Below are 24,397 nucleotides of genomic sequence, written 5' to 3' on the forward strand. Positions count from 1 at the left end.
TATAAAATGAAGAAGGTGTTCAAACGCTTTGGTCATACCGCGATTAAAGCGTCAAAATGTGCTTTTTTACTGCTACTATCTCTTGGAGTTTTCAGCTCCGTCAATGCGCAAAAAAAACAGAAACCAACACCGCCGCTTCAACAAGCCGAAAACGGGAATCTGGTTTACACGCCGGACTCGCTGGGAAACCGGATCCCCGATTTTTCCTACGCTGGCTACAAAACCTCGTCCGAGCCAATTCCTTTCGTACCAGTTAAAGTGGTCGTTGAACCTGTTGCAGGTGATATGACCGCGACAGTACAACGTGCAATCGACTATGTTTCGAGCTTGCCAATCGATCAAACCGGTTTTCGGGGAGCTATTTTGTTGAAAGCAGGAAACTATCAACTGGATGGTCGGTTGACGATCAACCAATCGGGTGTTGTTTTGCGCGGTTCAGGTTTTGGCGAGACGGGGACCGTTTTGATCGCCGCGGGCAAAAGCCGCGAAACGCTGATCCGTGTCGAAGGAAAGCCGGTTGAGTTGAATGAAGCGCAAACCAGCATTACACAAGCTTATGTTCCTGTGGGCGCTTTTCAATTTCAGCTTGAAAATGCCGCTCAATTTAAAGCTGGTGATCAAATCGCCATTACCCGACCAAGTACACAGGAATGGATTGACCGGCTTGAGATGAACGAATTTGGCGGAGAAACGGGCTGGCTGGGCTGGAAACCTGGCGAACGCGACATTCGTTGGGATCGAACCATTGTTGCCGTGAAAGGAGATTCGCTGGTGCTGGATGCTCCGTTAACAACAGCGTTGGACAAAGCAATTGGCGGAGCTTACGTTCAAGCTTATCAGGAAGACGGAAGAATTCAGAACATCGGTATTGAAAACCTAAACATCATATCAGAGTTCAATTCTGAAAACGCCAAAGATGAAGAGCATTGCTGGAATGGCATTAGCTTCGAAAATACAACAAACAGCTGGGTGCGCCGGGTTCAATTTAAACACCTGGCAGGATCTGCAGTGGCTGTTTACGAGACTGCTTCGAAGGTAACGGTTGAAGATTGTCTATCTTTTGAGCCTGTTTCCGAGATCGCTGCTTTGCGCCGCTACACCTTTTTCACCGCCGGTCAACAATGTTTGTTCCTCCGGCTGGATGCTGAATTTGGCTATCACGATTTTGGAACCGGCTTTTGTTCTGCCGGGCCGAACGCATTTGTGCAGTGTGAATCGCATCTGCCGGTAAGTTTCAGCGGTGCGATCGACAGCTGGGCTTCGGGCGTGCTTTTCGACATTGTGAATGTTGATGGCAATGCGCTGAGCTTCCGCAACCGCGAAATGAACGACTACGGTTCGGGCTGGACGGCTGCAAACTCCATGTTTTGGCAATGCTCGGCAGCGCGGATCGAGTGCTACAGCCCTCCGGGGGCTACCAACTGGGCGTACGGCGCTTGGGCGCAATTTGCCGGTAACGGTTACTGGAACAACGCCAACGAACATATTAAGCCGCGAAGTTTGTTCTTTGCGCAATTGCGCGAACGAATTGGTGCGGACAACACACCGAAAGCACCGGTCATCGATTACACAACCAATGGCACCAGTAGCCCGTCTGTGGAGCTTGCAGCCGAATTGACAGAATACGCCGAAAACCCTGCAGTCACACTGATTGAGTTTATCAAACAGAAGGTGAACGAAAATCCGATTTCGCAGGAGGCCGGAGATGCCAAACTTTTCTCTCAAATTAAGTTGAAAAGCAACGTTGAGAAGGAAGTGGAAGCTGCACCGGTAATGGAGATTTCAAACGGCTGGCTGGTGCGCGGAACTGCGGTACTGACCGGACAACGCCACGCAGTTCCCTGGTGGAGCGGCAACATGCGTCCACGAAAATTGGAACAGGCAAAACCCGCTGTTACGCGTTACGTTCCTGGTCGTCAAGGTTTGGGCTACACCGATCGCCTGATAGATGTCATCCAGTGGATGAAGGATGAAAATAAGATTGGCCTGGAGCAGAATTATGCGCTTTGGTACGATCGCCGTCGCGACGACCACGAGCGCATCCGCCGCATGGATGGTGAGGCCTGGGTCCCGTATTACGAATTGCCTTTTGCCCGTACCGGGAAAGAATTGGCCTGGGATGGTTTGAGTAAATATGATTTGACAAAATATAATCCCTGGTATTGGCGGCGCCTGAAGCAATTTGCCGATTTGGCCGACCAGAATGGTTTGGTGCTGATTCACCAGGATTATTTTCAGCACAACATTGTCGAGGCTGGTGCGCACTGGGTCGATTCGCCCTGGCGCACGGTAAACAACATCAATCACACCGGTTTTCCGGAGCCTGTGCCTTTTGCCGGCGACAAGCGGGTGTTTATGGATCAGCATTTTTACGATGTAAGCAATCCGGTTCGCCGGGAACTGCACCGTCAATATATTCGCCAGTGCCTGGAGAATTTCAAAGATAACAACGGCGTCATTCAACTGACCAGCGCCGAGTTTACCGGCCCGCTGCATTTCATGCAGTTTTGGCTTGATGTAATTGCCGGCTGGGAACAGGAAACCGGCCGCGATGTCATGGTTGGACTGAGTGCTACAAAAGACGTTCAGGATTCAATCCTGGCAGATCCGCTTCGCTCAAAAATTGTCGACCTGATTGACATTCGTTACTGGAGCAGCCGCGACGACGGTACCCAATTTGCCCCGCTTGGCGGGCAGCACCTGGCGCCTCGCCAACAGATGCGCCTCGAAAAAATCGGCAAGCGATCTTTCGACCAGGTTTACACCGATGTGTTGAGCTACAAAAAGGCATTTCCTGCAAAAGCAGTGATGTATTCGTTCGATCAGTCGGACAAGCTGGCCTGGGCAATTTTTATGGCCGGAGGTTCTTTGGCTGGTATTCCTCCGGTGAAAGCGGATGGTTTTCTGAATGCCGCTTCATCCATGCACGCAGAGGCAACGAACATGGAAGGCCTTTACAAACTGGCTGCTGCCGATGGCGCCTGCATTTTCTATTTAGATAATCGTTCTCCGGAATATGCCGCAGAATTGGGCGCCGGAAATTACCAGTTGATCGAGATTGACCCGGCCACCGGCGAGCAAGTTGGCAAAGAGGTTCGGGTGAAGGGTGGAAAACAAATTCAGCTTCAAACCGCAGGAAAATCGGAAGCGGTTTTCTGGTTTCGAAAGTTGTAAGTTGAATTGCAAACGCAACAAAAAAACAAACGTTTAAATAGTATGCTTATTGCTGCGCTCTGTTTTCACTCATTTGGTGTTTCCGCCTGGCAGGAGAGCTGAGTAACCGAATCAGATATTGAATTTGATATTCCTTAGATAAGGTTTTTTAACATTTCTTGTCAGTCATTAACGTAACTTTCAACTAGTTTTGAGGTACATATTAACAAGTAACAAGAATTTTTTTCATAGAATAGTTTGATTAGTTTGAGAAAAGGACGGGCCACCGTCCTTTTTTTATGGGCTGACAAAAGATCAAGCTTTTCCCATGGCTCCGACTAATTTTCAGCTATTGCAAGTAAGATACCGTCATTTTGTCTTATCATAACATTCTTCCCGCTTTTGGCTTTTCTTTTGCTTGCCTGTCTATATCCTGTTCGGTCTTAGCGGTCGACAGGGCAATCCAAATCGAATAAATATGGAGCTATGAATTTTAATAATTTCACAATTAAATCGCAGGAAGCTTTGCAGCATGCCTTTCAAGTGGCACAGGCAAAGCAACAACAGGCCGTTGAGCCAGGTCACATTCTGAAGGGCTTGTTACATTCGGCCGAAAATGTTACCGGCTTTTTGCTGAAGAAGTTGGGCGTTAATGTCTCTGTATTTCAGCAAGCCTTGGATCGAATTGTTGATGCCTATCCGAAGGTGAGCGGGGGAGAGCAGTATTTGTCGTCGTCGGCCAATAGAGCCTTGCAGAAATCGTTGGATTTGTCACGCAAAATGGGAGACCAGTTTGTTTCGGTGGAACATATCTTAATGGGACTGCTGGAGAGTGGCGATACGGTTGCCAGCATGCTCAAAGACAGTGGGGTGCATAAAAAGGATCTGGAGGCAGCTGTCAGTGAGCTGCGAAAAGGAGCAAAAGTTGAAAGTCAGACTGCCGAAGATCAGTTTAACTCATTAAGTCGTTTTGCCATCAACCTGAATGAACAGGCTCGTAACGGCAAGCTCGATCCCGTCATTGGGCGTGACGAAGAAATCCGGCGTCTATTGCAAATATTATCGCGGCGTACCAAGAATAATCCGGTCTTGATTGGCGAGCCCGGGACTGGTAAGACAGCTATTGCTGAAGGATTAGCGCATCGGATTGTTCGCGGCGATGTGCCCGAAAATCTGAAATCAAAGCAGCTTTTTTCACTGGACATGGGTGCATTAATTGCCGGTGCAAAATACAAGGGCGAATTCGAAGAGCGCTTAAAGGCTGTTGTCAACGAGGTCATTAAATCCGATGGAGAGGTGATTCTGTTTATCGACGAGATTCACACCTTGGTAGGTGCCGGCAAAGGAGAAGGGGCGATGGACGCGGCCAATATTCTGAAACCGGCCTTGGCACGGGGCGAGTTGCGGGCTATTGGCGCAACAACGCTGGACGAGTATCAAAAATATTTCGAAAAAGATAAGGCTTTGGAACGCCGTTTCCAGATCGTGATGGTAAATGAGCCCGACACGCTGAGTGCGATTTCAATCTTGCGGGGTTTGAAAGAACGCTATGAATCGCACCACAAAGTGCGCATTAAAGATAACGCGATTATAGCAGCGGTAGAGCTGTCGCAGCGTTACATTTCAGATCGCTTTTTGCCCGATAAGGCCATTGATCTGATGGACGAGGCTGCTGCTAAATTACGGCTGGAGATGGACTCGGTGCCCGAAGAGCTGGATGAAATCGAACGGAAGATTAAGCAGCTCGAGATTGAGCGCGAAGCTATCAAGCGTGAAAAGGATGATGCTAAACTGGCCGTGTTGAACGAGGAAATTGCAAACCTGAAAGAGGAACAGTCGCGTTACCGGGCACAGTGGGAGATGGAGAAATCAGTCATTGATGGTATTCAACAGAATAAAACCGATATCGAAAATCTAAAATTCGAAGCTGAGCAGGCTGAACGTAGCGGCGATTATGGCAAAGTGGCCGAAATTCGCTATGGCAAGCTGAAAGAAGCCGAAGCTGAAATTGAACGTTTGCAGACCGAGCTGAAGCAAATACAGGGGGCGGCCTTAATTAAAGAAGAGGTGGACTCGGAAGATATTGCCGAAGTGGTAGCCCGCTGGACCGGTATTCCCGTGAGTAAGATGATGCAGAGCGAGCGCGAGAAGCTCCTTCACCTGGAAGATGAGTTGCATAAGCGGGTCATCGGGCAGGAGGAAGCCATAAAAGCGGTGTCGGATGCGGTGCGCAGAAGTCGTGCCGGCTTGCAGGACGAGAAGCGTCCAATCGGATCTTTTATTTTCCTGGGGACAACCGGTGTTGGTAAAACAGAGCTGGCCAAAGCGTTGGCCGAATACCTGTTCGACGATGAAAACATGATGACCCGCATTGATATGTCGGAGTATCAGGAGAAATTCTCTGTAACCCGCTTAATTGGTTCGCCTCCCGGATATGTGGGCTACGACGAAGGTGGTCAGCTGACTGAAGCCGTTCGGCGTAAACCCTACTCGGTTGTTTTGTTCGACGAGATTGAGAAGGCGCACCCGGATGTGTTCAATGTCCTTTTGCAGGTGTTGGACGACGGCCGGCTGACTGATAACAAGGGGCGATTGGTAAACTTCAAGAACACGATTATCATCATGACTTCCAATCTTGGATCTCATTTAATTCAGGAGAGCTTTGAAAAGATGACTAACGGCAATAGGGAAGAGTTTTTTGAGCAAACCCGCGCACAGGTGCTGGATTTGCTGCGTAAGACAATTCGCCCGGAGTTTCTAAACCGGATTGATGAAACCATCATGTTTACTCCCCTTAGTCGCGAGGATATGAAGGGGATCGTGCAAATACAATTCACCCGGATTATGAAACGGCTGGGCAACCAGAATATCCGTATTCGGATTTCCGAAGCAGCTGTTCAGTGGCTGGCAACGGCTGGTTACGATCCGCAGTTTGGAGCAAGGCCGGTTAACCGCTTATTGCAAAAATTTGTGTTGAATGAATTGTCGAAAGAAATTCTTTCCGGTCAGTTGTCGGCCGATCAACAAATTGTGATCGACCTGAAGAATGACGCATTGGTCTTTTTGACCGAATAAAAAACAGAGCATAGACATCGAGCTGGTGTCTATGCTTTTATTTCTTCTAAAATTGCACGAAGTTCCCGGTGTGCCCGGTCTATAAGTGTTTCAAACTCGGCTACATGTTCCTCGTAGCTCTCAATTTCTTCCAGCTTTTGGGTTTTTAGCTGCAGCTGCTTTAAGCGCATACCAAGATCATTCATACCAAAAGTCATAACCGACGATTTCGCTTTATGCGCCAGTTCACCCAGCTCTTTATACTTTTTTTGACTTAAATAATCCCGGAGTCCTGTTTTAAATTCAATAATTTGTTCGAAAAACATTTCTATGAATTCCCTGGTTGTTTCGGGATCCCCGCCAGTTACTTCATTCAAATAATCTAAACTGGTTACTTTATTTTCATTCATCGCGTAAAGTTAATTGGCCTTTTCAATTCTCTGAAAGACAATGATAGTAAAAAAAAATTACTTGTATTCAAGCAAGCGAGTCCATTATGGCAAAATACAGATAAACTTTTCCTGACATATTTCATAATTTAGAGTGTTCGTAAGCTTTAGTTTTACACACCTAAAAAAGGAAAACGCATGAAGAAGACAGTTTTTAATGAAATACATAAAGCAGCAGGAGGGAAAATGGTTGAGTTTGCAGGCTTCGAAATGCCTGTTGAATTTGCCGGTATCAAAACCGAGCATCTTGCCGTGCGCGAGAATGTGGGGGTTTTTGATGTTTCTCACATGGGCGAATTTTGGGTGAAAGGTCCGCATGCTGCCGATTTGGTACAGTATGTTACCACCAACGATATTTCCGTTATGCAACCGGGCCAGGCTCAGTATTCCTGCTTGCCCAATGGCAAGGGCGGAATTGTTGACGACTTACTGGTGTACTATTACGAAGCCGAAAAATACATGCTGGTGGTGAATGCGGCCAATATTGAGAAAGACTGGAATTGGATTGTGTCGCAAAACAAGTTTGGTGCCGAGCTCGAGAATGCTTCCGATACGATTAGTCAGCTGGCTATCCAAGGGCCCAATGCGCTTGCTGTTCTTCAGAAACTTTGCGTAATCGATTTGGCGGGCTTAAAGTACTACACGTTTACAACAGCTGAGTTTGCCGGCGTGAAAGAGGTCATTGTTTCGGCAACAGGCTACACCGGAGCCGGTGGTTTCGAGCTGTACTTCCACAACCAGGATGCTGAAAAAATTTATCAGGCCATTTTCGAGGCCGGAGCCGAATTTAATATTCAGCCCATCGGGCTGGGAGCCCGCGATACCCTTCGTCTGGAGATGGGCTATTGCTTGTACGGCAACGATATTGACGATACGACTTCGCCCATAGAGGCTGGACTGGGATGGATAACCAAATTCAATGAGAAAAACGATTTCATTAATAAAGACTTTTTTGAAGTACAGAAAACCGAAGGGGTAAGCCGCAAGTTGCGTGGATTTGAAATGGTTGATCGGGGGATTCCCCGTCATGGCTACGAACTGTTTGACGAGACTGGCCATAAAATCGGTGAAGTTACCTCGGGAACGCAGTCGCCGGTTTTGAATAAAGGGATTGGTATGGGCTATGTGGCCAAAACCTATTCTGCCATTGGAACGGAGATCTATGTCGGAGTCAGAAATAAAAAATTGAAAGCAAAAATTGTACGGGTTCCATTCCTGAAACAGTAGGAACGGAAAACTTACAACTTTACTTTAACCTTTGCCCGTCAAATTATTTTTGGCGGGCTTTTTTGGTTCTCGGCATCAATTATCTTTTATCTTTGCGCTTCCAATAACGTTGAAGCTGAAGATGAAAAACACGAAACTTAGGTTAGAAACCTGTTTATCTCCTGCCTTGTACCCCAAGCATGCCCATGACGAAAACATTGTTGTTGTGGTTGATATCCTCCGTGCAACATCGTCGATATGCACCGCGCTGCACAACGGGGTGAAGCGGATCATTCCGGTTGCCACTGTTGAAGAAGCCCGAACAAAAAAAGAAGAGGGATTTATTGTAGCCTCGGAACGAGATGGTTACGTGCTCGATTTTGCCGACTTCGGAAATTCACCCTTCAACTTTACTGCTGAGCGGGTAAAAGACCGCGAGATTGTTTATTCAACCACCAACGGAACACGCTGTATCCACATGGCCAGTCATTCCCGGGCTGTTGTTATTGGTTCGTTTCTGAATTTGACTGCTTTAACCGATTGGCTGCTTCAGCAGGATGCTCCGGTGTTAATCTTCTGCGCATCGTGGAAAGACCGCTTTAGCCTGGAAGATACCGTCTTTGCCGGTGCACTGGCCGAGAAATTACTCGAATCCGGTAAATATGAAACCATTTGCGATGCTGTAACTGCCTCGCTCGACTTATGGTCGCTTGCCAAAAATGATTTGAATGGCTATATCCAGAAAGCAGCCCAAAAAGGACGACTGGCTGCCAAAGGCTTGGATGATTGTATTGAATTTTGTCATCAGCCGGATTTTACCAAGGTCGTTCCGCAGTTTTCAGGTGGAGATTTGATCCCGGTTTCCTAACTTTGTATGGCCCATAGATAAGCTGTTGCAAAGATTTGTGAGCTCGTAAGGGCAACTGATGAGCCAGACTGTTGGCTATTCTGAAAGCCCGGCTTCGCGATTGATCTCATCGTCGACTGGCCATAAATAATGAAAAGAATACAAATGAATTAATAAAATATTTTTTAACCCTAAAATAACATACCATGAAGAAGCATAATTTTTATGCAGGACCCTCAATCCTACCCGAATTTACCAAACAAAAAGTAGCTGAAGCAGCTGTTGACTTCGCCGGTACCGGACTTTCTGTGATGGAAGTTTCTCACCGTTCAAAGGAATTTGTTGCTGTTATGGACGAAGCTGTTGCCTTGGTTAAGGAATTGCTGAACGTTCCGGAAGGTTACTCGGTGTTGTTTTTGCAAGGTGGTGCCAGCCTCGAGTTCCTGATGGCTCCATACAACCTGATGAAATCAAAAGCAGCTTACCTGAATACTGGTTCGTGGGCAGGTAAAGCCATGAAAGAAGCGAAATACTTTGGCGAAGTTGTAGAGGTAGCTTCTTCAAAGGACAAAAATTTCAACTATATCCCCAAAGCGTTCGACGTTCCTGCTGATGCTGACTACCTGCACATCACAACGAACAATACAATTTTTGGTACTGAAATTAAAACAGACTTGGATGTGCCCGTACAATTGGTGGCCGATATGTCTTCTGATATTTTCAGCCGTCCGATCGACGTGGCTAAATACGATATGATTTATGCCGGTGCTCAGAAAAACCTCGGACCGTCAGGAGCCACTTTGGTTATTATTAAGGACGAAGCTTTGGATAAAACAGGTCGCACAATTCCGACCATGTTGGATTTCCAAACACACATCAAAGCTGGTTCAATGTTTAATACGCCTTCAACCATCGCTGTTTATGCTTGTTTGCAAACGCTGGTTTGGTTGAAAGAGCAAGGTGGTGTTGAAGCAATGGAAAAAATCAACATCGAAAAAGCAGACTTGTTATATGCTGAACTGGATCGCAACAAATTGTTCGTTCCAACAGTTCCGGCTGCTGAAGACCGCTCTCGCATGAATGTAACATTTGTTATGGCTGAAGGTTACGAAGCGTTGGAAAAGGAATTCAACGATTTTGCCACATCAAAAGGAATGATTGGACTGAAAGGACACCGTTCTGTTGGTGGTTTCCGCGCGTCGATTTACAATGCCATGCCTGCCGACAGTGTGAAAGCACTGATCGAGGTTATGAAAGAATTCGAAGCCAGTCACTAATTCAATATAAAGAAAAAGCAGGATGGGGGTCCTGCTTTTTCTTTTTTCAGCGAAAACTAAACGACTTGAACTATGAAAAGGGTATTAATAGCAACGGAAAAACCGTTCGCATCGTCGGCTATCAGCCAGATTGCCGACTTGCTTCATAAAGCCGGTTATTCTCTTAACCTGCTGGAAAAATATTCATCCAAAAACGAGTTATTAGATGCCGCCTCTGAGGTCGATGCGCTGATTGTGCGCAGTGATCAGGTCGATCGCGAACTGCTGGATGCCGCAGCGAAGTTGAAAATTGTTGTTCGTGCCGGTGCCGGCTACGATAATGTGGACACGGCCTATGCGAAAGAAAAATCGGTGGTGGTGATGAATACGCCCGGCCAGAACTCGAATGCGGTGGCCGAATTGGCTATTGGTCTTGCTATTTACGGTATTCGGGAGTTTTTCGGGGGTAAATCGGGAGGCGAGTTGCGCGGACGAACACTTGGCTTGCACGGCTATGGTTATGTTGCACGCAATGTTCATCGCATTGCCCGCGCGTTGGGGATGAAGGTGCTGACATACACCCGTTTCAGCAAAGCACAGGCAACATCGGAAGGCTTACAGGTAACCGGCTCGTTGGAAGAACTGTACGCCCAATCGGATGTGGTGTCGATTCATGTGCCGGCCCGTGGCATTCACCTGAAGTCAGTAAGTATGGCCGTGCTGAAACAGCTTAAAAAGAACGCAATCATCATAAATACAGCCCGCAAAGAAGTGATTGATGAGGAAGATCTATGCGCGTTTATGACCCAACGTGATGATGTGAAGTATTTGTCGGATCTTCGTCCGGATTGCGCGGCTGTTTTTGAGGAGAAGTTTGCCGGTCGCTATTTTTTCACGCCTAAAAAGATTGGAGCACAAACCCAGGAGGCAAACACGAATGCGGGGCTTGCCGCTGCTCGTCAAATTGTTGCCTTCTTTGAAGAGGGTGACGAAACCTTCCGGGTGAATAAGTAGTTTTGTGTTGCTGCGCATAGCGAGCAGCCCGGTTGATATTTGGGTTTTCGCATTCCGGAAAGATGATTGCTGCTCATCCGACTTGTTGGGAAAACATCTGGTAAAAGCAGGAGAAATGTAGGCCTTTTGGTTCGGATTTTCTATTTTCGAAGATACGAACTAAAATGACCTGCTATGGCTATCCTGAAACCTTTTAGGGGGCTTCGCCCTCCGCAGCAAATCGTCGAAGATTTGGCCTGCTTGCCTTACGATGTGATGAACACGGAAGAGGCTGCCCGCATGGCTTACGGAAAAGAAAATTCCTTATTGCATATCACCCGTGCCGAGATCGACTGCCTTACCGGAGTCGATATTCATTCCGAACTTGTATACCAAAAGGCTGTCGCGAATTTTCAGGCCTTTCAGCGTAAGGGCTGGTTGCTCGAAGAGGAGGAGGAGCGTTTTTATATTTATGCACAAACCATGAATGGCCGCACTCAATATGGTCTGGTTGGGGCTGCTGCCTGCGAGGATTACCATCGGGGGGTTATCAAAAAGCACGAGCTAACCCGCCCCGATAAAGAGGAAGACAGGATGGTGCTCACCCGATATCTGAATGCGAACGTGGAACCGGTGTTTTTTTCCTACAAAGCGGTTCCGGAGATCGATGAAATTATTGCGAGAGTTGTTGCCGAAAATCAGCCGGAATACGATTTTGTGGCCGAAGATGGTTTCGGACATCAATTTTGGGTGGTGCGCGATCAGTCGACCAACCGGACGATTGAATCGTTATTTGCAAGTAAAGTTCCGGTTACTTACGTGGCCGACGGGCATCACCGTACCGCAGCGGCTGCCCGCGTAGGGCTGGAACGCAAAGCCCAAAATCCGAAGCATTGCGGCAACGAGTCGTACAATTATTTCATGGCTGTCCATTTTCCGGATAATCAATTGCAGATCATGGATTATAATCGTCTGGTGAAGGATCTGAATGGCTTGTCGGGAACAGAATTTCTTGAAAAACTGGAAGCTGCTTTTACCATAACAAAAAAGGGAGAGGAACCTTACAAGCCTTCGCGGCTACACGAGTTTAGCTTATATCTGGATGGTTGCTGGTATTGCCTGCAATCGAAGGAAGGAACTTATAACGATGCTGATCCGATCGAACAGTTGGATGTGACCATCCTTTCGGAACAAGTGTTGCGCCCGATTCTGAATATTCAGAATCTGCGGACTTCCAAACGGATCGAATTTGTTGGCGGAATCCGGGGGATGGAAGCGCTGAAAAAGCAAGTTGACACAGGAGCCATGAAGGCGGCTTTTGCCTTATTTCCGGTATCCATGCGCCAGCTGATTGCTATTGCTGACAGCGGGAACATTATGCCACCAAAAACCACCTGGTTCGAACCCAAACTTCGTTCCGGTTTGGTGATTCACAAACTCGATTAGCAGCGCTTAGCCACCGAGCAATAAAAAAGCCCGACAGTTCATGTTCGGGCTTTTGGGTCTTATCCGTGATTAATCTTCATCATCGTCATCATCATCGTCGTCGTACGAATCATCCTCGTCCTCGTCTTCGTCGGGGATGTCCATATCTTCCGAATATTTGTCTTCGTATGCTTCGCGGCTTTCATCTTTCAAGGTGCCATCGTCATCGTAGTCATCATCGTCGCTAATAATGTCGATTGCTTCCTGGGTGGTCATACGAACCAAATAGTAGCGATCTTCAGTCTCAAACGGAAGTGCGCTAACCAACATACCGTCTTTATTGGTGAAGCTGATCAGGTTCTGGCTAAATCCGTTGGGATACTCCAGTTTGATTTGTTCTTTGATTGCTTCGTCTAACTTTTCGTAATCTTTGATTACTCTGGGTTTACTGATAGGTGCCATAAAAATTCCTCCTTATCCTCTTAGCCCTAAGGGCATTGGTCATTCGTTCTTAGTCGTTTTATTATGGTCGCAAAATACAAAATTGAAAGAATAAAAAAATAGCTTGAAAAGCATGCAGCAAAAAAAACTTGCATTATCGGCCAAGCTATGCTTGTGTTTGCAGTTTACCCATTTGCAGAATAGTAGGTTACACTAATTTTAATGTTTAGAAAATATTTTCGATTTCGATGATTGGCATATTTTTCAAATCGAAAAAGGCATTAATTATGGCTACTTTTTCGTAACTCTGCAGGTCGTCCGGTGTTATAAATTCCTCTTGGATATGGCCGGTCTCCAGCAGCTTCTGGCGTTGGGTTCCTTGTAACAAGGGCGAGGCAGGAGTCAGCCAGCTGTGACCATCAAAAAACAAGAGATTGCCGATGCTACAGTCGGTGATTGCTCCCTGGCGCACAATAATGATCTCATCAGCCTGGCCACGCTGTTCAAACAGTTTGTTTAAGATGCTTCGGTCGGCAAATTTCAGGTGGTAGTCTATTTGCGGGCAGTTCACGATCTTCAGACTTGTGAATGAGCGTTCTTTCTGCGGGATAAAGTCAATCCGATCGATTTGCCGGGAGTAAAGCACGCGACAACGGTACAGACCATCCATGCAGCTTTCCGGAACAGCAATAAGCTCGTTCAGCTCGAGCGGTGGTAGTGGGCCGAAAAGCTCCCGGCGAGCTGCATTCAAACGGCGGTTATGGTAGTCCAGGTTGAAAAGTTGCCCGTTGTCGAGCTTAATGGTTTCCAATAATTGGCACATATACTTTTTTTATCAGTTCTTCGTATTCCTCGCGGCAGTTGCTCAGGTATGTAATGCCACCGCCGCTTTTAAAGGTAAACTTATCACCGTTTTGTTCCAAATAGCGGATGAGCACGCAGCTATCCACATTTTGGCCATCAAACACCCCAAATATGCCGGTATACCAGCTTCGTTGGTATTGCTCGGCGGCCTCGATTACTTCAACTGTTTTGGCTTTCGGAGCGCCGGTAATCGAGCCGGCGGGCAGCAAGCTGGCGAAGATGTCTCCCAAATGCGCGTGATAGTCGGCAGCAAGCCGGCCCGTAATCTCGGAGCTCATTTGCAGTAGTTTGCCCCGGTTCGATTGTATCTCGTCCAGATAGCAAAAGCGTGTTACTTCAACCTGGTCTGCAATCCGGCTGAGGTCGTTCCGGATTAAATCGACGATGGTATGATGCTCGGCCAGCTCCTTTCGATTGGTTTTCAGAAGCTGTTCCGCATTCGGAAGAGTGGCGTCAATGGTTCCTTTCATGGGGTACGAGGAGATCTGGCCATCTTTAATTCGTACAAAAATCTCGGGCGAGAAACAAACAAACTCATCTTTCAGATACACCAAATAAGGCGATTGGCTTTGGTGGGCAATTTCGTCCAGCCTGAGGTTGGTCGATACCGCTGTTGGCATGGTGAGGTTCAGCAGATAACTGTCGCCGGCATGAATGTGTTTTTGCACTAAATTGAAGGCTTGCTCATAGCGCGCGAAGCTTACCGGTTCGGCTTGCCAGCTAACCGGATGATTGTTGTAAGGGGTGGCTGTGAAGTTGCCGTGTTGCGGTGTGCGCCAAAACAGCTCGGGGGCACACTCGTGCCATTCCAGTACCCGGGCTTTCCGGCATTCAAAGTCGAAAAGAAAAACAAAAGGACGTCTTTTGTGTCCCAGCTTGTTCATCTTTCTGATTATATCGCTTGTAATGGTATACATGAGGTGCACAAAGATAGAAAAACCGGTGAAAAGCGATTTGCTCTTTCGAATGTCGGCTGTCGATGCTCGCTTTCCCGGCTGTCGCCGATGTTTGTTTTCCCGAACGCTAAGTTCTGTGTATTTTAGCCGCCGAATAAAACAAAGAAAATTATGAAGATTCGTTTTTATCTGGGAGCCCTGGTGGCTATTTTGCTGGCATCCTGCCAGTCAGCTACGCGACAGTTGACCCCGGAAACATACCGCGCGGTATTTGACGCGCAGGATCAACAGGAAATTCCGTTCCTGTTTAAAGTGAAGTCGGCAACAAGCCTCGAAATTTATAATGGCGACGAAGTTATTGTCGTTGATGAGATCAGCTATTCCAACGATTCGGTAACCATTCAACTGCCGGTGTTCGACAGTTTTATAAAAGCCAGGATCGATGCCGGCGGCCGTTTGGAGGGCTATTACTCCAAGCCGGGGGCAAGCTACAAAGTGCCCTTTCGGGCTGTCGTTGGCGATCATCGTTTTACGGTTGCTGCGGAACCGACAGTTGATATCACTGGTGACTGGCAAGTGTTGTTTGGCAAGGACTCGACCGACCAAACTAGTTGGGCAAAAGGTTCGTTTGAGCAGGACGGCAGCCGCGTTACCGGCACTTTTCGCACACCCACGGGCGATTATCGCTTTTTGGAAGGGGTGATGGATGGAAACCAGCTGAAATTGTCAGCTTTTGATGGTGTGCATCTGTTTTTATTTACCGCCACCGTGGCCGACAGCAGCCTGAATGGCACCTTTTACTCGAAAAACAGCTGGAAAGAAAGTTTTAGCGGAGTTCGGAATGAACGCTTCGAACTGCCGGATCCGGAGAGCCTAACGACCCTGAAGGAAGGATATGAAAGCATTAGCTTCAGCTTTCCCGATGAGCACGGCGCCCTGGTTTCGCTTAGCGACGAACAGTTTAAAGACAAGGTGGTTGTCGTGCAGATTATGGGAAGCTGGTGTCCCAATTGCCTGGATGAAACCCGCTATTTTGCCAGTTATGCCCGAACGCATGCCAATCAGCCTCTGGCCTTTGTAGGCCTGGCTTTTGAATATGCCAAGACCGACTCCGCTTGTTTTGCTGCTATTGCGCGATTAAAACAAAATGTTGGTGTTGATTATCCGATTTTACTGGCCATGAATGGCACGGAGAATCGCAAGGAAGCATCGGCAAAGATCCCCGGGCTGAGCCGGATAATGTCTTACCCAACCAGCATCATCATCGATAAGCAAGGCCACGTGCGGCGTATTCATACCGGGTTCGATGGTCCGGCAACGGGCGACAAATACACGGCTTATCAAACCCGATTCGATCACTTTATTCAAAAATTGATGGCCGAATAGGGATCATTTATTTTTCCCGGATAATCCCCGTGAGCAGGCCAGCTTGCGCAGGGGGATTGTATTTGGATGTCCGTTAAATCATCGATACAATTGCCTGTCAGAACATGGCCTGCTCAAATCAGCAGCCCATAAATTGTCCGGAGGATGTAAACCTTCTGGTTGTGCTGTTGTTTCCCTTTACTTAGTATATTCTTTTTGCTCATGAACACAAACCGAAGACCCCGTACAAGTCAGGTAGCTGTAAAGCGCCTGGTGTTGTTAAATCGTTACTACCGCATTACCCGTTTCTACGACTTTATTCGCGATACTTCCGTAAAAGGCGGGATTGTTATTGCCGTATTTGTGGCCATACTCGTTGGGCTCGAATATTTTGTGCTCGACTTTGATGTGCTGCTAAATCAGCTGGTGGAAACGTATTCGCCAGCCGTGGTGTTTTCTACCTTTTTTGCATCCGAAACGGTTTTAGGGTTGTTGCCTCCCGAAATTTTCATTGCCTGGGCTTCGAAGGCTGATACACCGTGGTTGTTTCTGGCTGTTTTGGCATCGCTGTCCTATCTTGGAGGTGTGGTGGCTTACCTGGCCGGCAACCGACTGTTTTTAATCCCTTCGGTGAAGGATCACATCGAAATGAAGATTGCCCGGCATATTGTGAACTTGCGCAAGTGGGGCGGGCTGTTTGTGTTTATTGGAGCCATGTTGCCCTTGCCGCACTCTATTGTTAGTCTGGCCTGCGGATTGATCAAATATAGCTTTCGCAGTTATTTGCTGTGGGCGCTCTTTCGGTTTGTTCGTTTCGTGATTTATGCCGTCATCTTATTTCAAATTTTTTGATCGGCTCCCTGGCTTCCACATAACCTTTTTATTTCGGTAAGTCATCAAATTGGCGGAGTTTTTCGAGTTCGTTGTCCCAATTCGCTTTGCTGCCAACAAATATGTGGGAATCGGGTCTGATGTGTATATCGGTGTCAAGGCATCCGGCCGGAATAACTAACATCTTTCCGTCATCGGCAGTATGGGGGAGGGCCGAACCACATTCGATGCAAAAACTTTTCGAATGACGAGTCCCCTGAAGGTGAAAGATTTTAACCAGCGGCTCTCCCGATAGCCATTTCAGACTGGCCGAAGAAGAAAATAAATTGGCCGCGTGAGCCGATCCGGTATCTTTTCGGCAACGGTTGCAATGACATAGAAAGAAGCGGTGGAAATCACCTTCGATTTCAAACCGAATGGCTCCGCAAAGGCATGATCCGGTGTATTTCATTGGTATTGACTTCAAATTTTCTTCAAGATACAAAAAAACTAAGTGTAGCGAATGAAACGTAAATGCAGCTTTTCAAGCTGACGGAAGCGATCGGTTTTTCTGCTTTTTCTGCATTTCTGTCAGGTGAATTTTGTTTGGAGCACTTCTTGATGAATTTGATTTTCGTATCTTATTACATCAGATCACATTTATGGACAATACAGACATCAAAAGACAATACCGAACAATTTGCGACCATTTGGCTAAACGCCGCTTAAAATCAGCATTCGATCAACTGGAAAAGCTGATCCTAACCAACGCGTTGGGACTATTTCACGATCAGTGGCGGGAACTTAACCAGACCTACCACTATATGTTGCAGTATACCGTGGAGGGTATTCGCGATCCGGAACGCCAGAAAATTTACCGCCGCTTGATCGATTCAACTTACGAGTTGGCCGATCAGGTGTACGAGGCCTTACGCCTGAAGCATGCTTCGTCGGTTGAGTATGAAAAGAAACGCGGGTTTAAGGAGCATTTTATTAGCGATTTCGACTCGTTTTTGAGCCAGCTGGAGGCTGACACCGAAGATCCGAAGGAAGCCCGGCAAAAACATCAGCAAATACGTCGCTTGTTTTATTACCTTTGGTTTCAGGATCGTTTTAGCGAGCAGGGGCTATTGTTCCTGGGGCGTTTTATGAACAGCCCTTCAATCTTAATAAGTTACAAAGCCTTTGTGATTACGGCGGTGAGTTTGAGTTTACAGCGGCAATTCGACGAGCAGAAGTTCTTCTTTCTGTTTAATGCCTATGAATCCGAAGAGCAGCAGATTAAACAGCGCGCGCTGGTGGGGCTGTTGCTGGCCCTTTATCAGTACGATTCGCGCTTGCCCTTTTATGGCGGTATAACCGGACGATTGAAGCTGTTGAATGACGATCCGGAATTTAAGCGAAACCTCGAGCGCGTCATCATTCAGCTGATACGGGCTAAGGAGACCGAGAAGCTTCAGCAGCGCATCCGCGATGAGATTATGCCCGAAATGATCAAAATAAGCGAACATCTGAAAGATAAAATCGAGCTGGATAGCCTGATGGAGGATGGTATTTCGGAAGATAAAAACCCCGAATGGCAGGAGATGATTGAGGAGTCGCCAGTGCTGATGAATAAAATGCAGGAGTTTTCGGAACTGCAAATGGAAGGAGCCGATGTTTTTTTGGGCTCGTTCGCGATGCTGAAGTCGTTCCCCTTTTTCAGTGAAATAGCCAATTGGTTTATGCCATTTTTTGCGCAAAACCCGGATTTGGATAAAGCACTCGATTTGTCGGACGATTTAACCCGTCGGTTTGTGGAGGTAATGGGCAAGGCGCCTTTGTTATGTAATTCGGATAAGTATTCATTTAGTTTGAGTCTGAGTCAAATACCGCAGCAAAACCGCGAGTTTATGTTTCAGGGGATGCAGGCGGAAATGGATCAGTTTCAGGAAATAGAACAAGATGAAGCGCTGAACGATCCGGGCCGTATCGCAGGCTTGTTGTCCAATCAGTACATCCAGGACCTGTACCGCTTTTATAAGTTGCATCCGCGACGTCACGATTTTGACGATCTGTTTGGCTGGCGCTTCGACTTCCACAATAAATTAACGCTGGGCGCTATTTTGAAAGAAGATCGGGCAATTGTCCGGAACATTGGCGAGTACTACTTCACGAAGAATTATTTTGACGAGGCTATCGGAATTTTTGAGTATCTGCTGACCGACGCGCAGGATGGAGAGCTGTACCAAAAACTGGCATTTTGCTACCAAAAATCAGGGAACTACGAAAAAGCCCTTGATGCCTATCAAAAGGCTGAGCTGTATGACCTGAACCGGATATGGAACCTGAAGAAAATAGCGCTTTGTTACCGTAATTTAAAGCAGCCGCTGAAAGCGCTCGAATACTACAACGAAGTGGAGGCGCTGGATCATGACGATCTGTCCAATCATCTCAATACCGGCCATTGTTTGCTCGAGTTGGGACGTTTTGATGAGGCTCTTCAGTATTATTTTAAGGTGGAATATTTGAAACCGGGCAACCGAAAGGTGTGGCGCCCTATCGGCTGGTGTTCGTTCCTGACGGGCAAACAGAAACAGGCTGAAAGTTACTTCGAAAAGCTGATGGCGGAAAACCCCAGTCAGCACGACCTGATGAATATGGGGCACGTGCAATGGGCCTTGGGTAACCGCAAAGCTGCTCTGGATTATTACAAACAGGCAATTTCGAAGCCCAACTTTACCGAGGCCGACTTTATGGATGTGTTTGCCGAGGACCTTCCGCAGTTGCTAAAGCAGGGAATCGATCAGGACGATGTGCCCATTATGCTCGACCAGCTGCGCTATTTTGTTGAAGAATAACAGGCGGGAAGTTCACCTTATTTTCGTCGTTTCATTCGTCGGTAATAAATCAGGAAGATGACCAGCAAAACGGGGATAACAAGGTAAAGAATTACATTGAGGGTGGTAAATTCAACCGGTTCGGGCACTGTTGGCGGGTACATATCGGGGGTTTGGCTCATGGCCGGAATGGTCATGAATAGAAGCGCCAGAAGGTATGTTATTCGCTGTTTCATTGCTTTGTCGTTTTATTGTTTCGGCTCTGTTATTAAAGCAATTAAACGGATCGGTTTGTTCAATGTCAGAAACCCGGCGATAAGGCAAAGCTCGGTTTCAAGAAAATTATATCTTTAAATATTGAAGTATAACATTAAAATAAGCGATGAATAAAGATATACGTTGGCAGCAACGGTTTATAAATTTTAACAAAGTATTCAATCAGTTAGCCAAGTTTATTAAGCATGAAGAATTGAATGAAATGGAAGAGCAGGGACTTATAAAAGCTTTTGAATATACTTATGAGTTAAGTTGGAAAACACTTCAGGATTTATTGAGAGATAAAGGGTATCATCAAATTGCCGGACCGAAACCTGTAATTGAACAAAGCTTTCAAGATGGATATATTTCCAACGGGAAAGGATGGATGAGAATGCACCAGAGTCGAAATTTGGCAAGTCATACTTATGATGAAAAAACTGCGGCAGAAATAATTAAAGGGATACGAAGCGAATACTTTCCTCTGTTACAAGACTTCATGACTCGACTGAACGAAGAGAAATCAAATTATCAGAAATCCTTATTTGATGAATAAAGATCTAAATGTAGGATTAAGCAGTGAGGACTTAGAGCGTATCGTTCGGATTATTAAACAGTGCTCTAAAGTTGATGAAGTAATATTGTTTGGTTCCAGAGCTAAAGGGACTTTCACAAATGGTTCTGATATTGATATTGCATTAAAAGGCGATCATATTTTACGCGATGATGTACTCGATTTATTAATCGATCTGGAAGCGTTGAATCTCCCATACAAGTTTGATTTAGTTGTATTTAACCGCATCGAAGAGGATGCTTTGATTGCGCATATTTCCAGTGTGGGAATCAGCTTGTAATCGTTTTTTGCCTACCGCCGATACCATAAACCGCTATTTCCTCGATCCTGCATACGCAGCCGCCACTCTTTGGGGTAATAGTTGTTGAAACGGGTTCCCAGGTTTTTGACAAAGCCCAGCGGCGTTCCTGCAAAGGCTGCCAGTTGCCAGTTTTTACCACTTAGCTGTAACTGGAAGTTGTCGCGGGCAAGGTATTTTAAAGCATCCTCCTGTGTCAGCTCAAGGAGTTCGAAAGCCTCCGAAACTCGCTCGTTAAGCATTGCCAGCTCGTGCTCGGGCAAAATATCTTTCTTTTTGAGGGTTCCGAAATGTGTTCCTCCTTTTACCAGATTCAGCTTTTCGAACAGCAGTAAAATTTCGCGTTCCCAGGCGGCTGGGATAAACTTAAGTTGGTCGTTATGCTGAAAGAAGATTTTGTTCTCCGTGGTCTGGATCCAGCCATTGGGTAAGCTTGCCGGGCGTTGCAGGCGCGTTTTAAACTTCTTGGGGAAACGAACCGCCGTGGTCTCTTCCGTCTTCTTTAATACTGAAATGAAAAAGCCTTCACCTTTAACTTTATGCGGCAGGAAACGATAGCCATAGATGCCATTGTGCTCCAGCTCATCGATGTTCCATTCGTCCTGAAGCGGAATACGTACACTTTCGAATCCGCCTTGCGAGCGGAGCCAATCGAGGTTTTCCTCATTTTCGGCAGGGTTGAAGGTACAGGTACTGTAAATCAGATAGCCCCCTTGTTTCAGGGCGGGCCAGCTTTCGGCCAGGATGCGACGCTGGCGAACCGAGCACAGCTTGGCATTCTCCGGACTCCATTCGTTGGCCGCTTCCGGATCGCGACGAAATAATCCTTCACCCGAGCAGGGCGCATCAATCACCAATACATCAAACAAAGCACCGAGCTCGCCAAACTGCTTGGCATCGCTGTTGCTGACAACAAAGTTGCTGTGTCCCCATTTGGTCAGGTTCTCGATTAGGATGGGAACCCGCGAGCGAATGACCTCGTTCGAAACCAGCAAATCGTCATCCTGAATCAGACTATTCAGGTGGGTCGACTTTCCTCCGGGAGCAGCGCACAGGTCGAGCACCATTTTGGGCCCTTCAACGTTCACTTGGTTAAAGGCTTGTTCCAGAAACATGGAACTGGCTTCCTGCACATAGTAGGCGCCGGCATGCCATAGCGGATCGAGCGCAAACACGGGGCGTTCGTCCAAAAAGCAGGCTTGATTGGCCCACGGCACCGGTGCTAAATTCGGTGCTGAGCGATACTTCTGTTTATTCAGTCGAACGCTTACACGCGCTTGAAAATCCAATGCCTGAATAAAATCGTCGGCTGTTTGCGGAAACTGCTCGCGGATGCGGCCAACAAAGTCGGATGGCCAATGGTTGCTTGGAGTTGTCATGGCTCAAAAATAGAACTTTTTACCCGTTTCGCATTCGCTAAAAACAAATGTGTATAAACACGTATCTGTTTCAAGCTGAAAACCTTTTTCTTTGCATACTAGTTTATTCTAGTGCAGCGGCTTTTGTTTTTGACGACTTTCCTGTTGAAATCATTAATTTTAAGCCGCATTTAAAAAGAGGAATATATCATGAGCGAAGAATTAGCAAAACAACTCAATACCGAATTGGGCGAAAAAGAAACCGTTGAAACGCTGAAAGCGCTGGCCGAGAAATTTGCCGGAAAGATTGTTTTTACAACCAGCTTCGGGATCGAAGACCAGGTAATCACCGACCTGATTTTCAGAAATGATATCGATATTAAAGTCGTGACACTCGACACGGGCCGCTTATTTGAAGAAACTCATAAAGTGTATGCCCGCACGATTGAGAAATACAACAAGCCCATTATTCCATTCTACCCAAAGCACGAACCTTTGGAAAAATTTATTGCTGAAAATGGGCCGAACAGCTTTTATGCCTCGGTTGAAAACCGGAAAATGTGTTGCCATATTCGGAAGGTAGAACCGCTGGGCCGCGCGCTGGAAGGTATGGCGTGCTGGATTACCGGCTTACGTGCCTCGCAGTCGGCTAACCGCGAAGGCCTGGAGTTCTTTAATTGGGATGGCGGATTTAAGGTGGTAAAATACAACCCGCTGTTGCATTGGGAACTGGATGATTGCCGCAAGTATACGCTCGAAAATCATGTTCCGTATAATGTACTGCACGATCGCGGATTTGTGAGTATCGGCTGTGCACCTTGTACCCGCGCCATTCAGCCGGGCGAAGATTTCCGCGCCGGACGCTGGTGGTGGGAAAGCAATTCGAAAAAAGAATGCGGTTTGCATCAGCATTGATGCGAAGCGATCAGTCGCACTATACAGTCGCCGTTCCTGGAGCAAACACTCCGGGAACGGCGATTTTGGGTAGTTCCAAGTTCCAAGTTCCAAGTTCCAAGTCTCAAGTCTCACGACTCAAGTCTCACGACTCACGACTCACGACTCAAGTCTCAAGTCTCACGACTCATGTCTCTTTACACCACTCGTCGTCCAAACGGAGTCAATGCTAAGCTCATCAGTTTAAAATGTTGTTTGGCGAAGGGAATTCCGATGATGGTAATGGCGAACAGCAGGCCAAATACCAGGTGGGTGAGGGCGATCCAGATGCCGCCAATCAACAACCAGATGATATTCATGATGGTTGACAGGCAGCCCGGAGCGTAGTCCATATATTCAATTTTAGCTCCGAAAGGCCATAAGGCCAAAAGCGACAATTTGATGGCTTGCAAACCGAAGGGGATTCCGACAATGGTCAGGCACAGCAGCAGACCGGCGATCAGGTATTCCAGGAAGATCAAGATACCCCCGAAAATAATCCAGATGAGATTTCCTAATAGCGACATAGTTTGGTTTTAATTTGATTTCACGCCTAAAATAGTCAATCGGCCTGTTATGGAGCCTGTTTATTCGGCGAGTTTGCTAATTGAACAGGTAAACGGCTCAACTAGCGGATCCGCACTTCGGTATCGGGCAATGCCACTTTTAGTTTTTCAACCAACGAATCGAGCTTCACATTGTAGTGTACCGGGTACAGAATTGGCGGTTTCAGCTTCCTGGCAACCTTTACAAACATATCTTCATCCATTACAAAAGGCATCATCATCGGAATAAAAGCGATGTCGGGTTTCATGAAAAAGCGCATTTCGTCGATGTATTCCGTGTCGCCGGCAATATAGACCGTCTTATCGCCAAAAACCAGGAAATAACCATTGCCATCGCCTTTGGGATGATAGGGCACATCGTCGGGCCGCAGATTGACCACATTGTAGGCGGGCACCGCTTTAATATAAATTTCCTTAAAGGTTGTTTGCTGGTTGTTCTCGAGAAACTCGCCAAAGTCCATTTTCGGAATGCAGGATTTCGAGGCAATGACCCTGGTATCGGATTTCGATAAAAACTTAATTACGCTGGTGCTGAAGTGGTCGCGGTGATCGTGGGTAATTAAAATGAGATCGGCCTTGGGCAACATGGTGATATCGCCCACATTGGGGATGGGGTCGACATAAATGTTTAGCCGGTTGAATTTGAAATGGTAGAAACAGTGGCCGATAACGGTAATTTCCAAATCGCCTTTCGAGCTTGGCACAATATCCTTAATCCGGTATTGCGACTTTGCTTGTTGTGGCCAAAGTGCACCAACAATAATAAACAGGCAGAGGGTCGTGAGTTTGATTTGTTTCATGGGATGCTAAAATATCAAATTTAACTATCCGGTAA

General features: G+C 46.9%; 22 protein-coding genes. 13 read left to right on the plus strand and 9 right to left on the minus strand.

The features are described 5' to 3' along the window. Positions 1-6 precede the first annotated feature (6 nt). Positions 7-3,174 (plus strand): DUF6298 domain-containing protein, encoded by a 3,168-nt coding sequence (locus C8N47_RS05150; protein ID WP_211316049.1) that lies wholly within the window; start codon positions 7-9, stop codon positions 3,172-3,174. 465 nt (positions 3,175-3,639) lie between these two features. Beyond that, positions 3,640-6,228 carry an ATP-dependent chaperone ClpB gene (gene clpB, locus C8N47_RS05155; protein WP_107821458.1) on the plus strand — a complete coding sequence of 863 codons (2,589 nt, stop codon included), beginning with the start codon at positions 3,640-3,642 and terminating at the stop codon, positions 6,226-6,228. 29 nt (positions 6,229-6,257) lie between these two features. Here the strand turns inward: clpB and C8N47_RS05160 are convergent, their stop codons facing one another. Continuing rightward, a complete protein-coding gene (locus C8N47_RS05160; protein WP_107821459.1) occupies positions 6,258-6,617 on the minus strand; it encodes an Hpt domain-containing protein in 360 nt (119 codons plus the stop codon). Between the two features lie 177 nt (positions 6,618-6,794). Here C8N47_RS05160 and gcvT point away from each other — a divergent pair, with 177 nt between their 5' ends. The 5 genes from gcvT to C8N47_RS05185 all read left to right on the plus strand — a co-directional run bounded on the left by gcvT (position 6,795) and on the right by C8N47_RS05185 (position 12,404). Next, the gene (gcvT, locus tag C8N47_RS05165; protein ID WP_107821460.1) at positions 6,795-7,883 is read left to right on the plus strand and encodes a glycine cleavage system aminomethyltransferase GcvT; all 1,089 of its coding nucleotides are present in this window, start codon (positions 6,795-6,797) and stop codon (positions 7,881-7,883) included. Between the two features lie 121 nt (positions 7,884-8,004). After that, positions 8,005-8,730, plus strand: a complete 726-nt coding sequence (locus C8N47_RS05170; protein WP_107821461.1) for a 2-phosphosulfolactate phosphatase — start codon at positions 8,005-8,007, stop codon at positions 8,728-8,730. 185 nt (positions 8,731-8,915) lie between these two features. Next, entirely contained in the window at positions 8,916-9,986 is a 1,071-nt protein-coding gene (serC, locus tag C8N47_RS05175) for a 3-phosphoserine/phosphohydroxythreonine transaminase (RefSeq protein WP_107821462.1), read from the plus strand. A 72-nt stretch (positions 9,987-10,058) separates the two neighbouring features. Continuing rightward, positions 10,059-10,979, plus strand: a complete 921-nt coding sequence (locus C8N47_RS05180) for an NAD(P)-dependent oxidoreductase (protein ID WP_107821463.1) — start codon at positions 10,059-10,061, stop codon at positions 10,977-10,979. 174 nt (positions 10,980-11,153) lie between these two features. Then, positions 11,154-12,404, plus strand: a complete 1,251-nt coding sequence (locus C8N47_RS05185) for a DUF1015 domain-containing protein (RefSeq protein WP_107821464.1) — start codon at positions 11,154-11,156, stop codon at positions 12,402-12,404. Positions 12,405-12,473: 69 nt separating this feature from the next. On the opposite strand, the gene C8N47_RS05190 is transcribed toward C8N47_RS05185, so the two are convergent. From C8N47_RS05190 to C8N47_RS05200, 3 genes are all read right to left on the minus strand, one after another. Then, positions 12,474-12,845 carry a hypothetical protein gene (locus tag C8N47_RS05190; protein WP_107821465.1) on the minus strand — a complete coding sequence of 124 codons (372 nt, stop codon included), beginning with the start codon at positions 12,843-12,845 and terminating at the stop codon, positions 12,474-12,476. A 205-nt stretch (positions 12,846-13,050) separates the two neighbouring features. Beyond that, complete coding sequence (locus C8N47_RS05195; protein WP_107821466.1) at positions 13,051-13,647, minus strand: aminotransferase class IV family protein; 597 nt, start codon at positions 13,645-13,647, stop codon at positions 13,051-13,053. Continuing rightward, positions 13,622-14,572: an aminodeoxychorismate synthase component I gene (locus C8N47_RS05200; protein ID WP_245915674.1), complete on the minus strand. Its 951-nt coding sequence runs from the start codon at positions 14,570-14,572 to the stop codon at positions 13,622-13,624. The genes C8N47_RS05195 and C8N47_RS05200 overlap by 26 nt, the downstream gene beginning before the upstream one ends. 183 nt (positions 14,573-14,755) lie before the next feature. Here C8N47_RS05200 and C8N47_RS05205 point away from each other — a divergent pair, with 183 nt between their 5' ends. Beyond that, positions 14,756-15,970 carry a TlpA disulfide reductase family protein gene (locus C8N47_RS05205; protein WP_107821468.1) on the plus strand — a complete coding sequence of 405 codons (1,215 nt, stop codon included), beginning with the start codon at positions 14,756-14,758 and terminating at the stop codon, positions 15,968-15,970. A gap of 201 nt (positions 15,971-16,171) precedes the next feature. Continuing rightward, complete coding sequence (locus tag C8N47_RS05210; RefSeq protein ID WP_211316050.1) at positions 16,172-16,801, plus strand: YqaA family protein; 630 nt, start codon at positions 16,172-16,174, stop codon at positions 16,799-16,801. Between the two features lie 28 nt (positions 16,802-16,829). Here C8N47_RS05210 and C8N47_RS05215 read toward each other — a convergent pair whose 3' ends face one another. After that, positions 16,830-17,231 (minus strand): GFA family protein, encoded by a 402-nt coding sequence (locus C8N47_RS05215; RefSeq protein ID WP_107821469.1) that lies wholly within the window; start codon positions 17,229-17,231, stop codon positions 16,830-16,832. 190 nt (positions 17,232-17,421) lie between these two features. On the opposite strand from C8N47_RS05215, the gene C8N47_RS05220 reads away from it, so the two are divergent. Next, on the plus strand, positions 17,422-19,599 hold the full coding sequence (locus C8N47_RS05220; protein ID WP_107821470.1) for a tetratricopeptide repeat protein: 2,178 nt from the start codon (positions 17,422-17,424) through the stop codon (positions 19,597-19,599). 17 nt (positions 19,600-19,616) lie between these two features. Here the strand turns inward: C8N47_RS05220 and C8N47_RS05225 are convergent, their stop codons facing one another. Continuing rightward, entirely contained in the window at positions 19,617-19,814 is a 198-nt protein-coding gene (locus C8N47_RS05225; RefSeq protein ID WP_107821471.1) for a hypothetical protein, read from the minus strand. Between the two features lie 146 nt (positions 19,815-19,960). Between C8N47_RS05225 and C8N47_RS05230 the strand changes: the two genes are divergently transcribed. Continuing rightward, the gene (locus C8N47_RS05230; protein ID WP_107821472.1) at positions 19,961-20,389 is read left to right on the plus strand and encodes a nucleotidyltransferase substrate binding protein; all 429 of its coding nucleotides are present in this window, start codon (positions 19,961-19,963) and stop codon (positions 20,387-20,389) included. After that, the gene (locus tag C8N47_RS05235) at positions 20,382-20,687 is read left to right on the plus strand and encodes a nucleotidyltransferase domain-containing protein (RefSeq protein ID WP_107821473.1); all 306 of its coding nucleotides are present in this window, start codon (positions 20,382-20,384) and stop codon (positions 20,685-20,687) included. Before C8N47_RS05230 ends, C8N47_RS05235 begins: the two co-directional genes overlap by 8 nt. Positions 20,688-20,698: 11 nt before the next feature. On the opposite strand, the gene C8N47_RS05240 is transcribed toward C8N47_RS05235, so the two are convergent. Continuing rightward, on the minus strand, positions 20,699-22,084 hold the full coding sequence (locus C8N47_RS05240; protein ID WP_107821474.1) for a methyltransferase RsmF C-terminal domain-like protein: 1,386 nt from the start codon (positions 22,082-22,084) through the stop codon (positions 20,699-20,701). 189 nt (positions 22,085-22,273) lie between these two features. Between C8N47_RS05240 and C8N47_RS05245 the strand changes: the two genes are divergently transcribed. Then, the gene (locus tag C8N47_RS05245; RefSeq protein ID WP_107821475.1) at positions 22,274-22,978 is read left to right on the plus strand and encodes a phosphoadenylyl-sulfate reductase; all 705 of its coding nucleotides are present in this window, start codon (positions 22,274-22,276) and stop codon (positions 22,976-22,978) included. 176 nt (positions 22,979-23,154) lie between these two features. Here the strand turns inward: C8N47_RS05245 and C8N47_RS05250 are convergent, their stop codons facing one another. Together C8N47_RS05250 and C8N47_RS05255 are read right to left on the minus strand one after the other, a co-directional pair. Continuing rightward, complete coding sequence (locus tag C8N47_RS05250; protein ID WP_107821476.1) at positions 23,155-23,523, minus strand: YccF domain-containing protein; 369 nt, start codon at positions 23,521-23,523, stop codon at positions 23,155-23,157. A 101-nt stretch (positions 23,524-23,624) separates the two neighbouring features. After that, positions 23,625-24,362, minus strand: coding sequence for an MBL fold metallo-hydrolase (locus C8N47_RS05255; protein ID WP_107821477.1), 738 nt, complete (start codon positions 24,360-24,362; stop codon positions 23,625-23,627). Positions 24,363-24,397: the final 35 nt, after the last annotated feature.

Origin of the sequence: Mangrovibacterium marinum, assembly GCF_003046625.1 — a bacterium.
Lineage (GTDB): Bacteria > Bacteroidota > Bacteroidia > Bacteroidales > Prolixibacteraceae > Mangrovibacterium > Mangrovibacterium marinum.

Coding starts and splice junctions, on each gene's coding strand:
- C8N47_RS05215 (WP_107821469.1), bottom strand. CDS start 17,231: ATGAAATACACCGGATCATGCCTTTGCGGAGCCATTCGGTTTGAAATC.
- C8N47_RS05160 (WP_107821459.1), bottom strand. CDS start 6,617: ATGAATGAAAATAAAGTAACCAGTTTAGATTATTTGAATGAAGTAACT.
- C8N47_RS05180 (WP_107821463.1), top strand. CDS start 10,059: ATGAAAAGGGTATTAATAGCAACGGAAAAACCGTTCGCATCGTCGGCT.
- C8N47_RS05240 (WP_107821474.1), bottom strand. CDS start 22,084: ATGACAACTCCAAGCAACCATTGGCCATCCGACTTTGTTGGCCGCATC.
- C8N47_RS05220 (WP_107821470.1), top strand. CDS start 17,422: ATGGACAATACAGACATCAAAAGACAATACCGAACAATTTGCGACCAT.
- C8N47_RS05170 (WP_107821461.1), top strand. CDS start 8,005: ATGAAAAACACGAAACTTAGGTTAGAAACCTGTTTATCTCCTGCCTTG.
- C8N47_RS05150 (WP_211316049.1), top strand. CDS start 7: ATGAAGAAGGTGTTCAAACGCTTTGGTCATACCGCGATTAAAGCGTCA.
- C8N47_RS05210 (WP_211316050.1), top strand. CDS start 16,172: ATGAACACAAACCGAAGACCCCGTACAAGTCAGGTAGCTGTAAAGCGC.
- clpB (WP_107821458.1), top strand. CDS start 3,640: ATGAATTTTAATAATTTCACAATTAAATCGCAGGAAGCTTTGCAGCAT.
- C8N47_RS05235 (WP_107821473.1), top strand. CDS start 20,382: ATGAATAAAGATCTAAATGTAGGATTAAGCAGTGAGGACTTAGAGCGT.
- C8N47_RS05195 (WP_107821466.1), bottom strand. CDS start 13,647: ATGTGCCAATTATTGGAAACCATTAAGCTCGACAACGGGCAACTTTTC.
- C8N47_RS05185 (WP_107821464.1), top strand. CDS start 11,154: ATGGCTATCCTGAAACCTTTTAGGGGGCTTCGCCCTCCGCAGCAAATC.
- gcvT (WP_107821460.1), top strand. CDS start 6,795: ATGAAGAAGACAGTTTTTAATGAAATACATAAAGCAGCAGGAGGGAAA.
- C8N47_RS05250 (WP_107821476.1), bottom strand. CDS start 23,523: ATGTCGCTATTAGGAAATCTCATCTGGATTATTTTCGGGGGTATCTTG.
- C8N47_RS05245 (WP_107821475.1), top strand. CDS start 22,274: ATGAGCGAAGAATTAGCAAAACAACTCAATACCGAATTGGGCGAAAAA.
- C8N47_RS05200 (WP_245915674.1), bottom strand. CDS start 14,572: ATGAACAAGCTGGGACACAAAAGACGTCCTTTTGTTTTTCTTTTCGAC.
- C8N47_RS05205 (WP_107821468.1), top strand. CDS start 14,756: ATGAAGATTCGTTTTTATCTGGGAGCCCTGGTGGCTATTTTGCTGGCA.
- C8N47_RS05225 (WP_107821471.1), bottom strand. CDS start 19,814: ATGAAACAGCGAATAACATACCTTCTGGCGCTTCTATTCATGACCATT.
- C8N47_RS05255 (WP_107821477.1), bottom strand. CDS start 24,362: ATGAAACAAATCAAACTCACGACCCTCTGCCTGTTTATTATTGTTGGT.
- serC (WP_107821462.1), top strand. CDS start 8,916: ATGAAGAAGCATAATTTTTATGCAGGACCCTCAATCCTACCCGAATTT.
- C8N47_RS05190 (WP_107821465.1), bottom strand. CDS start 12,845: ATGGCACCTATCAGTAAACCCAGAGTAATCAAAGATTACGAAAAGTTA.
- C8N47_RS05230 (WP_107821472.1), top strand. CDS start 19,961: ATGAATAAAGATATACGTTGGCAGCAACGGTTTATAAATTTTAACAAA.